General features: G+C 60.5%; 17 protein-coding genes. 3 read left to right on the top strand and 14 right to left on the bottom strand.

The genetic code is table 11. From position 1 onward, the window contains the following. The first annotated feature begins 108 nt into the window (after nucleotides 1–108). Nucleotides 109–285: a hypothetical protein gene (locus tag IGW03_RS35505; RefSeq protein ID WP_194727112.1), complete on the top strand. Its 177-nt coding sequence runs from the start codon at nucleotides 109–111 to the stop codon at nucleotides 283–285. A 7-nt stretch (nucleotides 286–292) separates the two neighbouring features. On the opposite strand, the gene IGW03_RS35500 is transcribed toward IGW03_RS35505, so the two are convergent. From IGW03_RS35500 to IGW03_RS35455, 10 genes are all read right to left on the bottom strand, one after another. After that, nucleotides 293–1,018, bottom strand: coding sequence for a Crp/Fnr family transcriptional regulator (locus tag IGW03_RS35500; RefSeq protein WP_194727111.1), 726 nt, complete (start codon nucleotides 1,016–1,018; stop codon nucleotides 293–295). A gap of 454 nt (nucleotides 1,019–1,472) precedes the next feature. Beyond that, entirely contained in the window at nucleotides 1,473–1,865 is a 393-nt protein-coding gene (locus IGW03_RS35495; protein ID WP_194727110.1) for a response regulator, read from the bottom strand. A 550-nt stretch (nucleotides 1,866–2,415) separates the two neighbouring features. After that, nucleotides 2,416–2,886, bottom strand: a complete 471-nt coding sequence (locus IGW03_RS35490; RefSeq protein ID WP_194727109.1) for an AAC(3)-I family aminoglycoside N-acetyltransferase — start codon at nucleotides 2,884–2,886, stop codon at nucleotides 2,416–2,418. Nucleotides 2,887–2,928: 42 nt separating this feature from the next. Continuing rightward, on the bottom strand, nucleotides 2,929–3,174 hold the full coding sequence (locus IGW03_RS35485; protein ID WP_194727108.1) for a hypothetical protein: 246 nt from the start codon (nucleotides 3,172–3,174) through the stop codon (nucleotides 2,929–2,931). A gap of 19 nt (nucleotides 3,175–3,193) precedes the next feature. After that, nucleotides 3,194–3,781, bottom strand: a complete 588-nt coding sequence (locus IGW03_RS35480) for a DUF3299 domain-containing protein (protein WP_194727107.1) — start codon at nucleotides 3,779–3,781, stop codon at nucleotides 3,194–3,196. A gap of 40 nt (nucleotides 3,782–3,821) precedes the next feature. Then, nucleotides 3,822–5,093, bottom strand: coding sequence for an ABC transporter permease (locus IGW03_RS35475; protein WP_194727106.1), 1,272 nt, complete (start codon nucleotides 5,091–5,093; stop codon nucleotides 3,822–3,824). Further along, entirely contained in the window at nucleotides 5,090–5,818 is a 729-nt protein-coding gene (locus tag IGW03_RS35470; RefSeq protein ID WP_194727105.1) for an ATP-binding cassette domain-containing protein, read from the bottom strand. Before IGW03_RS35470 ends, IGW03_RS35475 begins: the two co-directional genes overlap by 4 nt. Before the next feature lie 8 nt (nucleotides 5,819–5,826). Further along, nucleotides 5,827–6,333 carry a DUF2796 domain-containing protein gene (locus IGW03_RS35465; RefSeq protein WP_194727104.1) on the bottom strand — a complete coding sequence of 169 codons (507 nt, stop codon included), beginning with the start codon at nucleotides 6,331–6,333 and terminating at the stop codon, nucleotides 5,827–5,829. Between the two features lie 162 nt (nucleotides 6,334–6,495). Continuing rightward, complete coding sequence (locus tag IGW03_RS35460; RefSeq protein ID WP_194727103.1) at nucleotides 6,496–6,888, bottom strand: hypothetical protein; 393 nt, start codon at nucleotides 6,886–6,888, stop codon at nucleotides 6,496–6,498. A gap of 63 nt (nucleotides 6,889–6,951) precedes the next feature. Next, nucleotides 6,952–7,887 (bottom strand): oxygenase MpaB family protein, encoded by a 936-nt coding sequence (locus tag IGW03_RS35455; RefSeq protein WP_194727102.1) that lies wholly within the window; start codon nucleotides 7,885–7,887, stop codon nucleotides 6,952–6,954. Here IGW03_RS35455 and IGW03_RS35450 point away from each other — a divergent pair. Both IGW03_RS35450 and IGW03_RS35445 read left to right on the top strand, forming a co-directional pair. Beyond that, on the top strand, nucleotides 7,878–8,048 hold the full coding sequence (locus tag IGW03_RS35450; RefSeq protein WP_194727101.1) for a hypothetical protein: 171 nt from the start codon (nucleotides 7,878–7,880) through the stop codon (nucleotides 8,046–8,048). The two genes, IGW03_RS35455 and IGW03_RS35450, sit on opposite strands and share 10 nt — an antisense overlap. Nucleotides 8,049–8,297: 249 nt before the next feature. Beyond that, a complete protein-coding gene (locus IGW03_RS35445) occupies nucleotides 8,298–9,536 on the top strand; it encodes an MFS transporter (protein WP_194727100.1) in 1,239 nt (412 codons plus the stop codon). Nucleotides 9,537–9,556: 20 nt separating this feature from the next. Here the strand turns inward: IGW03_RS35445 and IGW03_RS35440 are convergent, their stop codons facing one another. From IGW03_RS35440 to IGW03_RS38515, 4 genes are all read right to left on the bottom strand, one after another. Beyond that, on the bottom strand, nucleotides 9,557–10,156 hold the full coding sequence (locus IGW03_RS35440) for an HD domain-containing protein (protein WP_194727099.1): 600 nt from the start codon (nucleotides 10,154–10,156) through the stop codon (nucleotides 9,557–9,559). A 152-nt stretch (nucleotides 10,157–10,308) separates the two neighbouring features. Continuing rightward, the gene (locus tag IGW03_RS35435; protein ID WP_194727098.1) at nucleotides 10,309–11,664 is read right to left on the bottom strand and encodes a KAP family P-loop NTPase fold protein; all 1,356 of its coding nucleotides are present in this window, start codon (nucleotides 11,662–11,664) and stop codon (nucleotides 10,309–10,311) included. 107 nt (nucleotides 11,665–11,771) lie between these two features. Further along, nucleotides 11,772–14,027 (bottom strand): catalase/peroxidase HPI, encoded by a 2,256-nt coding sequence (gene katG, locus IGW03_RS35430; protein ID WP_194727097.1) that lies wholly within the window; start codon nucleotides 14,025–14,027, stop codon nucleotides 11,772–11,774. Nucleotides 14,028–14,205: 178 nt separating this feature from the next. Then, a partial coding sequence (locus IGW03_RS38515; RefSeq protein WP_228536299.1) for a hypothetical protein occupies nucleotides 14,206–14,426 on the bottom strand: 221 nt, incomplete at its 5' end.

Here is a 14,426-nt window from a genome sequence, read left to right as displayed (position 1 = left end):
AAAACTACCCCAGGCCAATAACGTCGACGACTACGACGCGCTCCTGCCTTGGAACATGCCAACAGATCTCCGCTGATCCTCAAGCGTCACCCCTGTATATAGAGGGGCGTGTTTATTGATCGCTTACTGTTATACGACCAAGGCGTCTCTGTCGGCGTGTTCAAGACACCCATGGGGGCGCTGGAACGGATCGGCAATGACTGGTTGACGCACGAATACCTGTTGCTGGTTTCCGGTACGGATACCTCGGATGATTCAAGCGGCTATCCAGCTTCCGAACCCTGACCAGGATCTAGCCATATGGCACGTTCAGCACCCGCTTGAACTGATCACGAACCATCGCGTAGCATTCGCACGATTCATGTTCCAGCGCCGCACGGTTCAAAATCTTCATCTGACCCCGCTTGTACTCAATAATGCCCATTTTCTGAAAGCCGGATGCCACCAGACTGACACTGGGCCGATGAACGCCCAGCATGTCGGCCAGGAACTCCTGCGTAAGAAGAAATTCTCTGCCCTGCACTCGGTCATGCGTAAGCAACAGCCAGCGCGCAAATCGCGCCTCCAGCGAATGCTTGCGATTGCAGGCAACGGATTGCGAAAGCTGAGCCAGGTAGGCTTGCAGATAACTTTCGGTAACATGGCGCAACGGCGTTGGCCCTTGAATCGTTTTCCTAAAGTCGCCCACAGTGATGCGAAGACTCACCCCTTCAATCTGACAGACAGTTGTTTCGTTCGCGACGGAGGCACCAGCGACCAATTCGATTGCCGAACAACCTTCATTGCCGACAGTGCCAACTTCAATGGCCGAGCCATCGTTTAGGAACACCAGGTTCGACAACGCGCCGCTCGACGGAAAATAGACATACTGAATCGGAGCGTGCTGGGTATGGAGGATCTCTTTCGGCCTGGTGTGGACACGCTCCAGTAACGGACATAATGGGGCTAAATGCTCATCCGAAAGCTTGGCAAGCAAATGATTGGCGTACAGCCGTGCTTCACTGAGGGTAACGGACATGACGTTTCCTTTTGCAAACGTTGTTGCGACAAGAGAGGAAACGAGCGCCAAACGAGCTTGAACTGTACATCGGCGCGAATTTCGACCTGGTAGAGCAGGTCTTTACAGGAAGGCGACAGAGAAGGCTGTCTGTGGCGAGCTGGAAAGGGGAAGTAAGCGAAGGCGTCAAGGACGCTCACTACTGCAATGTCCCACTATGACACATAACTGACTTTTATGTTCAGATTCACCTGGGAAGCCGGGTTTGATTTTGGTGGGTCGCTTATTACCTGTTTCCTATCGTCTTAAACCTGCCTGCTTCGATGACACAGACAATCCAGTTGGTGAATCGGAATCGTCAATTCATCTTCAGCAATTTTAGCGGCAGCGAAGCGTTGAGCAATTTTCTTGACCGACTGGAAATGGCCGGCAAGCGCCCCGCAATAAAGTGATAATGGTCAATAGCTGGGTTGTGCTATGACAGATCAGGGTCGCCGCCTTCTATTTCACGCGCGCTTTCGACATCAATCAGCAGATCGGTCATCCGGTAGACCAGCATCAGCGGCGACACCGGCTTACTGAACACGTGTGTATTACCAATCTGCGGGGGTAGATCGGTTGAATAGGCTGTCACGATGATTGCAGGAACATCCGGTTGGCGCTCTCTTATGCGAGTGATGAGCTCGTCGCCATTCATACCCAACATACGGAAGTCGGTCACGATTCCATCAATGGGATCATCGCCGATGGCCTGCAAAGCCCCTTCTCCACTATGGGCCGCAGTCACGCGAAATCGCTGTGCCTCAAAGCTGCGACGAAATAAGTAGACGATCTCTTCAGCATCGTCCACGATCAGGATATGTCTCATGGATTGTGAGGAATTAAGAGCTTCAGCCAGTACAGCACGGAAACTACCAATACCGCGAGAACACAGAGGCCAATACCGGAGAGCAGAAACGTCAGAAATTCGGAAAGCATGATGCCTGCGGTGAACCTAATCACAACTTAGAGCGGTATTGTCGCAAAGATTCAAAAAGCTCACATTTGTAGTGGTGAGCGTTCGGTTTTCGACTTCTGGATCGCTGGTAAATGGCTGCTTCTGGCCGAACTCGGAAATTCGGCTAGTTTCAAGACGCGATGAAATCGGACAGAATCTAGCAGGTTTAGTCTGGTTTACTGCAAATAATCGGATTGAGTGACGTTGCTGTAACCCATCCCCACCCTAGCCCTCCACCTCGCCGCTTGCAAGCGGCTCCGACTCCGCAGGCGCAACGCAAGGCGTTGCGAAACCCCTGCTACGTCCACCTCGCCGGCCGCCCTTGAAGGGGAGGGAGCATGCCGGTTCGACGTCCGATTGCTTTTAACTGGCTGCAGCAGAAATGTAGAGTGGATGGCCAACCACTTTCTTCCTGCCAACTCTACTTCCGCCCCACCGCGATATCGAAGTGCAGTACCTCTTCCCGCACACCCAGTTTCGAATACAGCGCGATTGCAGGCTCGTCACCGTAATCCGCCTGCACAAAAATCACATAGCTGCCCCGCGCGGAAGAAATGTCCTTCAACTCCTCGATCAGCGCAGTAGCAATACCCCGCCGCCGATGTGCAGCAGACACCGCAAGATCGTAGATATAAACCTCGCTGCGCTCCTGCTCGAACTTCTGCAGCTCATAGGCCGCCAGCCCGCCGACTACTTCTCCTTCCATCACCGCAGCCAGAGCGATGAAACAATCGCTGTCGAGCAGGCGAACCATATAGTCCTTGCCCGGCCGCTTGCTGTTGTAAGTGTCGCGGTCTTCGAAGGCCCCACCGAACATCGTGAGCAGGCCGTCCATCAGCGTCGAGTCCTCGCCTCGGATGCGCTGGATATGAAAGCGATCGGGTTGAGTCATGGCTGACATTCCTTTACTCAGGTTTTGCAGATGATCCGCTTGTCAGTGCCGGTGCTTGCGCATCCCGCACAGCGGTCCGATGATAGGAAGCTGCTTGCAGGTCTTGTTCAACTCCTGGTGACAAATCTCTTCCGTCTTGCCTGATGCCAGGCATTGCGCCGCCGCCTGGTGCGCGGCGGCGATGGCCTTGTGCTGTTCGATCAGGGTCCTGGCATGGGCCGGGTCCTCGGCGGCGTGTGCAGCGCCAGTGACGGCGGCAATGAAAATGAATACTGCGGTCAATCGCATCTGATATCTCCTGTCCAGCTTATTGATAAGGGGCCAGCATGTCGGCCTTCAGCCGGTAGCCGGAATCGCCGAACTCGGACGTGCTCCTTGCCGTCTCGAGCGTCCCGCTGACCCAGACTGCCGACATCACCTGCACTTCCTTGAGCGGCTTGACCGCCACGGCATGAATGATCTGGTTGGCCGGCGGCGGAGGCGTATGGATGCAGGCGCCGAAGTAGGGCACCAGCAGGAATTCCTTCACCTGGCCGCGCTGCGCGTCGAGCGGCACCAGGAAGCCGGCGATGCGGATGCGCGCGCCGTTGAGCGAAGGCTCCACAGGCGCTTCGCTCCAGGCCTTTCGCATCTTTTCCAGCGCTTCCATCGCGCGCGGATCGCTGTCGCTGAGCTTGTTCAAGTCCAAACCCTTCATCAGCTGCGCCGGATCCCAGTTCTTGGGCACCAGGCCTTCCCATGTGATTTCCTTGTAGGACTGCATGGCGGCAGGCGCTTTCGGCTGCGGCAGGCGCTCGCCCACCTTGTAGTCGGACTTGCCCTGCTGCTGCGCATGAAGCGCAGGCGCGCCGACGGCCAGCATGGCGCAGCAGAGGAGGGCGGGGAGGATCTTCATGATGTTTCTCCTGTGAGTTGCGTTGTTCGCATTCGTTGCATTAAAGGCGCGGCGTCAGGCCGTCGGACAGCGACAGCCGGTAAGCCCTGTAACCGGGCACGAGACTGGCGAGCAATCCGACGCCGACCACCGCCAGCAGCAGCGGCACTTCCTCTGCAGTCAGCAGGCGCAGCGGCAGCGCCAGGCCGAAGCGCGATTCAGCCAGCGGCCCCAGCAGCGCACTCGCGCCGGCCAGCAGCAGCACGCCGAGGCAGCAGCCGATCACCGTCAGCAGCAAGCCTTCGATGACCAGCATCGCCAGAATATCCATCGGCTGCGCGCCCACCGAACGCAGGATCGCCAGTTCGCGGCGTCGTTCGTTAAGACCGGCCAGCACCACCGCAACCAGTCCGCAGAGTCCCACCAGCACCACCAGCGAAGAAATCAGCAGCAGGCTGCGCTCCACCACGCCGACCACTTGCCAGAGCTGGTCGAGCGCCACACCGGGCAGGATGGCGAGAAGCGGCTCGTCGCGGACTTCATTGATGAAGCGCTGCATGCGGAACACCGCGGCGCGCGACTTCAGGCCGACCAGTACCGCGGTCACCTGCTTGGGCGTGAGATCGAACTTGCGCACATGTTCGGCCGGGATGTCGAGCCCCGGCATGCGCGCTCCGCCCTGCCAGTCGAGATGGATGGCTTCCATCGCTTCCAGGCTGATATGCACGGTGCGGTCCACCGGCGTGCCGGTGCGGCGCAATATGCCGGTGACGATGAAGGGCTTGTCGCCGTGCTGGCTCAGCGCGGTGTCTTGCATGCCGTGGCTGAGCGCGATCCTGTCGCCGGGCCGATAGCCCAGGCGCTCCGCCACATCGGCGCCGAGCACCGTATCGAAGAGCTGGGCGAAGGGCTGGCCCGACGCGAATTCCAGCGTTCTCGCGTCGCCGTAGCGGAAGCGTTCGAAGTACGCCGGCGTGGTACCCAGCACGGGGTAGCCGCGATGCGAATCGCCGAGCGACAGCGGAATGGTCCAGGCCACCAGCGGATGCTGGGCGAGCCGCTGCGCGCTGTCCCAGCGGATATTGTTGGTGGCCTCGCCCATGCGGAATATCGAATACAGCATGAGCTGCACCGGGCTGGTTCGCGCGCCGACCACCAGGTCGGTACCCGATACCGATTGCGCAAAGCTGTCGCGCGCATCTCGCCGCACGCGATCGACGCCGAGCAGCATGCTTACGCTGAGCGCGATCGTCAGCATCACCAGACCGAGGGTGAGGCGGCGGTTCCAGGCGCTGCGCAGGGCGAGAGCGCCGAGATAGACGAAGTGCTTCATGCCGCATCCTCCGCGCGCCCCGTGCTTGCGCGGTTGACCTCGGACAGCGCCAGTTCGCGGCTGAAATGCGCCGCGAGCCGGCGGTCATGGCTGACGAAGAGTATCGTGGCATCTCCCGCCGATGCCTCCTGCAGCAGCAGTTGCAGAAAGTCGGCCTGGCGCTCGGCGTCGAGCGCGGACGTCGGTTCGTCAGCGATCAGTATCTCCGGACGGCCTATCAATGCACGGGCAGCCGCCACGCGCTGCTGCTGGCCGACGCTGAGCTGCGTGACCGGCTTGTCCAGAACCGACGTGCCCAGGCCGAGCGCTTCCAGCAGGCGGATCGCTTCATCGTGCACGCTGCGCTCCAGCGATGCGCGCGCATGGCGCCGCTGCGAGAAACGGCAGGGCAGCAGCACATTGTCCAGCACCGGCAGATGCGCGATCAGATTGAACTGCTGGAAGATGAAGCCGACATGGTCGACGCGGAAGCGGTCGCGCGCACGCCCGGACAGCGCCGCCAGATCGGTATCGAGCAGGCGCACGCTGCCGCGCTGCGGCAGCAGCACGCCGCCGAGCAGGCCGAGCAGGGTGCTCTTGCCGCTGCCGCTGGGGCCGTGCAGGAACACGCGTTCGGCATGCCGCAGATGCAGGCTGTCGATGTCGAGGCAGGGTGCCGAGGCGCCGCGCCATTGAAAATGCAGCCGCTCGACGGCCACGACAGATTGATCGGACTGTTCGGACATGCGCGTCCCTACCACGCGAGCCGGCGCTTCTGCCGCGTCAATTCCATGCCGGACTGCTTGCCGCTCGCTACCAGCTGAACCTTCAGCCGCTGCAGCCGTGGAAAGGCATCGAACAGCATGACCTCAAGGTTCTTCAGCGCGGCCGGCGTCTTGCATTCGAACATGACAGCGGCATGCATGTCGGCATGGCCGTCCTTGGTGTCGCCGCCCGGCAGTTCCACTTCCGCAGGAGTGGCAGTGCATTGCGCCGCCGCGCTTGGAGCAAACAAGGTTTCCGGCTTGCGGAAACTGTCCTTCATTGCCTGTACGGCCTTGCGTTCCTTCTCGTTGCGCGGTTCATGCTCGAAGCCGACCAGGCTTTCCAGCGGCGCACTCAGTTCCAGTTCCAGTCTGTTATCTTCGGCGGCAACGGTCAGCAGGGCAACGCCATGCTGGTGCGCGCCGGCGGCAATGACGCCTCCCGACGCCGAAGCCACGGCGAGAAAAAGCCCGATCGGTGCAATGACCTTATGCATGCGATCTCCTTGCATGATGACAATGGACAAAAATGACCGCGCGCGGCAGCGCGCACCCGGTCGTGAAGCGATGGTGAAGTTGCATGGAAGCTCCGTCATTCTGAATTGCAATGGCAGCGGCGCTGCGTCCTGCGCAGGCGCGGTCGGCGTGGTGCGTTCAGATCAGATGGAAGGAGGTGCGCGCGGCGAGAAATGGGTGAACGCCTGCACGGGGCCGGCATTCGGCGCCGGCGGAAGGACATCGGCTATCCGGGTGCGCAGGCAGGCAGGAAGGAGAAAGGCGGAATGAAGCGTGACTCCCAAGGCCGCGGCATCGAACAGCGTGCAGGAATGCGCGAAATGCAGGGTGTCGTCGCTGTCCGCATTAGTTGCCGCATGATCGGCGGCAGCCGCAATCCAGGCATGCGCGACGCGGTGCTGCACGCCCATCCATTGCGCGGCCATCAGTGCAGGCAGCAGCACTGCCAGCAGCACGGCAACGGCGCGCGCGGAGCGTAAGCGGATCATGGACGAGCGGAAATAGGGATGCGGCACAATGGCATGTTCGACGTGCAACCGAGTTGCAGGATCATAGCATACAGCGCTGCAGGCCCTTTTCGATGGACGAACGTGCTTGCTTCAAGAGCTTTGGTCGCTTCGATAGAGATAGTCATCCGGCAGCCCCATGCGCCGGCAGGCCTGAACGGCAGGCATCGGCGCCAGCAGGATGCGGTCGGACAGCGCACCCATCGCGGCAACGGCACGGCGCTGCCAGGGCTGCAGACTCCATTGTTCCGAAAGCTTCAGCTGCCTGCGAAAAGGCGGCGGCAGAAGTTCGATCGCCGCTTTTACCAGCAGGCGCTGCATCCTGTGCAAGGGCGGCGGCAGTACCGGAACCCGCTCCATGATGCGCAGAAATTCGAAGAGGTTGTCGGAAGGTTCGAGCACGCCTTGCATGTCTGCGAACAAGGCGGCCATCTCGGACCGGGAACCGGGCGTGCGTTTCGCTCCGTATAGGGCCGCCGCGGTTCGGCCTTCGCCATAGAAGCGATCGAAGTCTTGCGGCGCCAATCTGCATACATAAGCGCTGTAGGCTTCGATGAAGCCGAAGCTGGCTGTTGCGTAGACCCATGACAGCAGTTCGGGATCGTCGGCGCGATAAGGCTTGCCGTCCGGCGTCGTTCCGCCGATCCGCGCATGCATGCCGCTGACGCGGCGAATCATCGCTTCTGCCGTGCTGCGCGGGCCGTACACCGTCACCATCGCGGCAAAGCCGGTGCGTTGAATGCGGCGCAGAGGATCGCTCTGAAAACTGGTGTGGTTCCACACCCCCGCGCTGATCCGCGGCTCCGCGAGTTCAAGCACCACGGCGGCAATGCCTCCGAGGAACAGCGCCACGGGACTCTTGAAGACGCGCCAGGAAAACGAATCCGCAGGGACCAGCGCCGCTTCGCCGTGCGGGCGCGAGAAATCGACGGAATAGGCATTGGCCTCGTCGAGGAAGTCCGCGGCTGCCTTCTCCAGACGGCGCTGGAATAAGAAAGGAAACACGATTGCAGAGCGTGATGGATTCATTCTCCCTCGCGGTGATGGCACCTTGCCGAGCGGCTCCGATTTACTACCCGATCGATGCGCAAGCCGGTTCCTGCGTTCCATTTTCCGTGATGGAAATTGATCAAGCAGGGCACTACTCCGACATTCTATCGAGGCAAGCATTCCCGCTCAAAACGGTTTGAACAACGTCGATGCGCTGCGTGCGGCATATGCGGGGCAGGCGGCCCGGTCAATTGCGCTGAATCGCTGTCGAGGCCACGGGTCAAGAAACCCTTGATGCTTTCTCAATACTTGGTCCGGCATGGCAGGAACTCAACACCTCTTGGCAGATTAGCGCGAGACGGACTATTTCATTGTCACTACACTTACGCCTTTTGGTGCATTCTGCACCGCCCTACAGTCAGCAAGCCATTGCATTTCCTGATTTACCCATGACAACAAAGACAGCATCCCTCGACGCCACCGCATCTCCTTCCACCTCCCGCGCCGCGAGGAAAACCGCAGGAACCTTCTTTGCCCGCATTGTCGGCGCGGCTGCGTTCGCCCATCTGCTCAACGACTTGATTCAGGCAATGCTGCCCGCCATTTTTCCGATGCTGAAAACCCAGTTTTCGCTCAGCTTCGGCGAGATCGGCATGATTGCACTGACCTACCAGGTGACGGCCTCCCTGCTGCAGCCATGGGTCGGCTTCTACACCGACAAGCATCCCAAGCCTTATCTGCTCCCCTGCGGAATGATGGTAACGTTATTGGGCATCGTGCTGCTGGCGACCGCCGGCAGCTTCCACATGCTGCTGCTTGCCGCTGCGGTGGTCGGCATCGGTTCCGCCACCTTTCATCCCGAAGCATCGCGGGTGGCCCGCATGGCGTCCGGCGGCCGCTTCGGCACTGCCCAATCCACGTTCCAGGTCGGCGGCAATGCCGGCTCGGCAATCGGGCCGCTGCTGACCGCAGCCATCGTCATCCCGCACGGGCAGCCCGCGGTCGCCTGGTTCGTTGTCGCGGCATTGATTGCCATTGCGGTTCTGTTCCGCCTCACCGGATGGACGCTCACGCATGGACACGCCCAGCTGAAGGGACTGGCGCAGCACCAGAAGGAAGGGCTCAGCCGCTCCGGCGTCATTCAGGCCGTCGTGGTCATCTGCATCCTGATGTTTGCAAAGTTCGTCTACATCGCCTCGTTCACGAACTACTTCACCTTTTACCTGATGGAACGATTCGGGCTTGCTGTCCAGGAAAGCCAGATGTTCCTGTTCATCTTCCTTGCGTCGGTGGCGCTCGGCACGTTCGCAGGCGGCCCGGTGGGCGATCGTATCGGCAGGAAGGCCGTCATCTGGATTTCCTTTCTGGGCGTCGCTCCGTTTGCCCTCGCCCTGCCGTATGCCAACCTGTTCTGGACGGCTGTTCTGGCCAGCACGGTCGGGCTGGTGATGTCCTCGGCATTCGCGGCGCTCGTCGTCTATGCCCAGGAAGCAGTGCCCGGCCGCGTCGGACTGGTATCGGGATTGATGTTCGGACTGATGTTCGGCATCGGCGGCATCGGCGCCGCCGGATTGGGACAGCTGGCAGATCACAACGGGATCGTCTGGGTCTACGGCGTGACATCCTTCCTGCCGCTTCTCGGACTGGCGACCGCCTTCCTTCCGAGCACCCGCAAGCCGGTGAAGTAATCCCAGTCTATTTGACCAGGCTACTTCGCCGCTGCCGCTGCCTGCGCTGCAAAGTGCTGCTTCACCCACTGCTCGCACACTGTCCACAGCAGCGGCGCGCCTCTCTTGATGACGGGACCATAGCGTGAGAGGACCTGTTCAAGCGAAACACCGTTCTCCGTCCAGGTCCCGCCGCCGGTGAAGACATTGACAAGCAGAGGCTGAAAGCGATCGAGCGCCTTCGCGAACTTGGCGTCCTCTGTGTCCGCACGCTCGAATTCCTGCCACAAGGCCAGCAGTTCCCGGCCTTGTGGCTGCGGCAGCAAGCCGAACAATCGCGCCGCCGCCCTGGCTTCCTGCTCGGCCTGCAATTGGCTCGAAGATCCGCCGTGAATCGGAAAATCGCCGACATCGATTTCAACGACGTCATGCAGCAGGAGCATCCGCATGACGCGATTGGTATCCACAGGCCCGCTTGCATATTCGTTCAGCAGCAAGGCATACATTGCCAGGTGCCAGGAGTGCTCGGCAGAATTTTCCTTCCGGCTTTGATCGAGCAGCGGCGATTGCCGCACGACGGTTTTCAGCCGGTCGACTTCTCTCAGAAAATTCAGCTGGCTTTCCAATGGTGTCGGTTGCATAAACGCTTTTCATATCGATGTGGCCCGATAGTATAGAACGCCTGCGTCCAGCAAACGGCCTGCGGAGCAGGGGAGGTCTATTGTTCCGGCGCGCCAGGCCACGGGTTGCGTGGCAAGGCGTCCAACGGAGAATTGCGCAGGCCGCTGCACTGTCACTCGGTACCGTCAATGCGTTCCGCCAGCACCTGGAACAAGCGCCTTTGCGCATCCCACAACTCGTCATGAGGCAGGTCGCGCCATGTGAGCGGATCGCCGGAGCGCTGGTCATACTCCCTCAGCAGCAGGGTGAACGTATCGCCGCTGGCGGCAAATCCGTTGACATGCGCTTCATGCCACTCCATCAGTAGCGCGAGATAGCGATGCGGGCGCGGGGACATGGTTCCTGCTCGAATCGGTTTCAGCATGTCCAGCGCTTCCCGGTGCGCATTGAGGTCGCCGCTTTTTCGCAGACGCGCAAAGAGGTCCGGTCTTCCGATCTTGAGGGCGATGACGTAGGCCAGCAGGTAGTTGTGCTGCTCGACCGGGTAAGCGAAGGCATACAGCGCAACCGCTCGTTCAATGTCGCGCATGGACAAGTCGAGCCAGGCAGCCGTCCAGGTGAAGCAGGCCTTGAACATCGCGAGGCCGGGCGAGTCGTCGAATTCATAGCGGCTGAATGCATGTTCGACATAGGCTGACGCCTGCCGGCTGCCCGGGTAGTCGTCGTAGTTCTTCTTCGGCAGAGTGAAGACGAAGTGAATGAACTCGCTCAGGTAGGCCGCAGCATCGGTATCGAGGCCATGCACGCGGCAGATTGCCTGGTGCAGCTGATTGCGGTTAACCAGCAGCACGAAGACGAGATTCGGTATGTCGAAGAAGTTGCGCAATCGCTCGATCAGCTTGAGCGTGAAGCCCGGCTGGCATCGGTCCAGTTCATCAATGAACAGCACCAGCGATTTCGGCTGTCTTGCCGCGAGCGCTGACAGCTCATCCCGGAAATGTTGGAATGAAGCCGATTCCCGCGCATGATTCTCGATTTTCCTTTCGAACCAGTTTCCTGCATCGTCGGCGCCAATGGCGGGCGCGTCGTGACCGTGCTGCAGCGGCCCGGCCGGATTCGGCGGCGTCTGTTCTGCGTAGTTGATCACGGTGCGTGTCCTCGTGGGGAGAAGGGCGTTCATCACGTCAGCCGCCTTCTTTCTCAGTCCCTGCATGGCGCCGTGGCCGTTATCCAGCGCATCGGCTATTTCCGCCGCGATCAGCAGAAATGGCTCCTCGACGTAGTCCTGCGCAAGTGCGTCGATGAATACCACCGTATGTCCGGCCGCCTGGAGATAGGCCGCCCAGTTGCGGCCGAACCAGGTCTTGCCTTCTCCCCAAGGTGCGTCGACGGCCACGACGGCGCCTTCGCGCAATCGTTCAAGATAAGCTGTCAGGCGTTCGGCATGCTGCTCCCGCCGGAACATGTCGCCGGAAAAGGCGCTTCCATTGACGAAGCGAGCCATCGGATTGGCGGTATCCTGATCCATGGACAGCCCTGACATGATGTTGAGCGGCGTGCCGCAGGCACCTCAGGTACGCGCGGGCATGCTCGAAAGCGCGCCCGCGCGTACGTCTGCGTCAGCAGGCAACAGTCTCAGTCGACAACCGCTGCCGCCTCGCGCCTGCTGCTGTTGCCCTTGGCGAGCAGATCGTAACGATCAAGATTCATCACCTTGTTCCAGGCCGTCACGAAGTCGCGCACGAATTTCTCCTTGCCGTCGTCGCAGGCATAGACCTCGGCCAGCGCGCGCAGCTGGGAATGCGCGCCGAAGACGAGATCGGCAGCCGTCGCGGTCCACTTGACCTTGCCGCTAGCGCGGTCGGTGCCTTCGTACACGTTTTTCTCCGAGGTTGAAGGCCGCCATGCCACGCCGCTGTCAAGCAGGTTGACGAAGAAGTCGTTGCTCAGCGTGCCGGGACGTTCGGTAAACACGCCGAGCTTCGACTGCCCGTGATTCGCACCGAGCATGCGCATGCCGCCCACGAGAACCGTCATCTGCGGCGCGGTCAGCTTCAGCAGATTGGCGCGGTCCAGCAGGCGGGTTTCCGGCGACAGCGGATCATCCGCACGGAAATAATTGCGGAAGCCGTCGCCTGTCGGTTCGAGCACGTCGAAGGTGTTCACGTCCGTCTGCTCCTGCGAGGCGTCGGTGCGGCCCGGTGCGAACGGAACGGTCACGTTGAAGCCCGCCTTCCTGGCGGCATCTTCAACGGCTGCGCAGCCGGCGAGGACGATCAGGTCGGCCAGGGACACTCTCTTGTTACCGGATTTGCCGTTGAAGTCCTTCTGGATCTGCTCCAGCGCAGCGAGCACCTTGGCCAGCCGCGGCGGCTCGTTCGACTCCCAATCCTTTTGCGGCGCAAGACGGATCCTTGCGCCGTTGGCCCCGCCGCGCTTGTCGGTGCCGCGGTAGCTTGCGGCAGCACCCCAGGCGGTGGAAACCAGGTCGGAACCGGACAGGCCCGCGCCAAGGACCGTGCTCTTCAGAGCAGCAATGTCCTGGTCGTTGATCAGTTCATGATCGACCGGCGGTACCGGGTCCTGCCACAGCTGCGGCGCCGGAATCCATGGGCCCAGATAGCGCGAAAGAGGACCCATGTCGCGGTGGAGCAGCTTGAACCAGGCCTTGGCGAACGCCTCGTTGAGCTGGTCCGGGTTGTCGTGGAAGCGCTTTGCAATCGGTCCGTAGATCGGGTCCATCCGCATCGACAGGTCCGTCGTCAGCATGGTCGGCGCGTGCCGCTTGGACGGATCATGCGCATCCGGCACCGTTCCCTGCGCTTCGGGGTTCTTCGGCTTCCATTGCTTGGCTCCCGCCGGACTCTCGGTCAGCTCCCATTCATACTTGAACAGGTTTTCGAGGAAACCGTTGTCCCACTTGGTCGGGTTGTTGGTCCAGGCGCCTTCGAGGCCGCTGGTGATCGCATGAGGTCCCTTGCCGCTGCCATACTTGTTATGCCATCCCAGGCCCTGATGTTCGACCGAAGCGCCCTCCGGCTCCGGGCCGACATTGCCGACCGCCGGCGCCGCACCATGCGTCTTGCCGACGGTATGGCCGCCGACGATGAGCGCAACCGTCTCCTCGTCATTCATCGCCATGCGGGCGAAGGTTTCGCGGATGTCCCGCGCAGCCGCCAAGGGATCGGGATTGCCGCCCGGCCCTTCGGGATTGACGTAGATCAGGCCCATCTGCACATTGGCGAGCGGTTTGGACAGCTCGCGGTCGCCGCTGTAGCGCTCGTCGCCGAGCCATGCATCTTCGGGGCCCCAGAAAATGTCTTCGGGCTCCCATACGTCGGGCCTGCCGAAGCCGAAGCCGAAAGTCTTGAAGCCCATCGATTCATAGGCCACGTTGCCGGCGAGGACCAGCAGGTCTGCCCATGAAATCTTTTGTCCGTATTTTTTCTTGATGGGCCATAGCAGCCTGCGCGCCTTGTCCAGATTGGCATTGTCCGGCCAGCTGTTGAGCGGAGCAAAGCGCTGCTGGCCCTCGCCGCCGCCGCCGCGGCCGTCGGCAATGCGATAGGTGCCCGCGGCGTGCCAGGTCATGCGGATGAACAGCGGCCCGTAGTGGCCGTAGTCGGCCGGCCACCATTCCTGCGAGGTGGTCATCACCTCGATCAAATCCTGCTTCAATGCCTCGACATCGATTTCCTTGAATTTCTGTGCATAGTCGAAGTCCTCTTCCATCGGACTGGACATGTGCGAGTGCGTGTGAAGCACCGACAGGTCCAGCTGATTCGGCCACCAGTCCTTGTTCCTCTGCGGCCGGCTGACCTTGGGGGTAGGGGAAGGTATTGCAGGATTCTCGCTTTCGCTCACACTTCGGGTATCTAGCTTGTCGTTCATGTCTATCCTCCATCGGTTGGGTGGCACTTCTGCTGAATGGTTTTTCTTTGGAGCAGTATTTGACGCCGGGCTGCAGCGAAGGCGAGCGTAGTCCTCTGACAAAAGCGTAGGCTGCTGACAATGTCTGCGCAATACATTTTTTTCAATTAAGTCGATAGATGGACGCAAGGCGGTCGAACTAAGCGAGTTTGATGAAGAGCGCGCGGGCATCGTCATTCCAGCAGTGCAGGATGGAAATCATTAACGTAAAACCGCTTCTGACAAATATGGCGTGTAGGTCCCAAATAGAGATGTCCGGTTTCCCCCAAATAGAAATGTCGCGTTTGCTATTTGGAAATATGGCGATCCGGAAGTTCATGAATGCTATGGAAATCTCTTTGATGGGAGGCTTCCATGGCC

It is taken from the genome of Noviherbaspirillum malthae (assembly GCF_015352985.1).
GTDB classification, from domain to species: domain Bacteria; phylum Pseudomonadota; class Gammaproteobacteria; order Burkholderiales; family Burkholderiaceae_D; genus Noviherbaspirillum; species Noviherbaspirillum malthae.
Note: the sequence above shows the minus strand (reverse complement) of the source record. Positions and strands in the feature narration are given on the sequence as shown.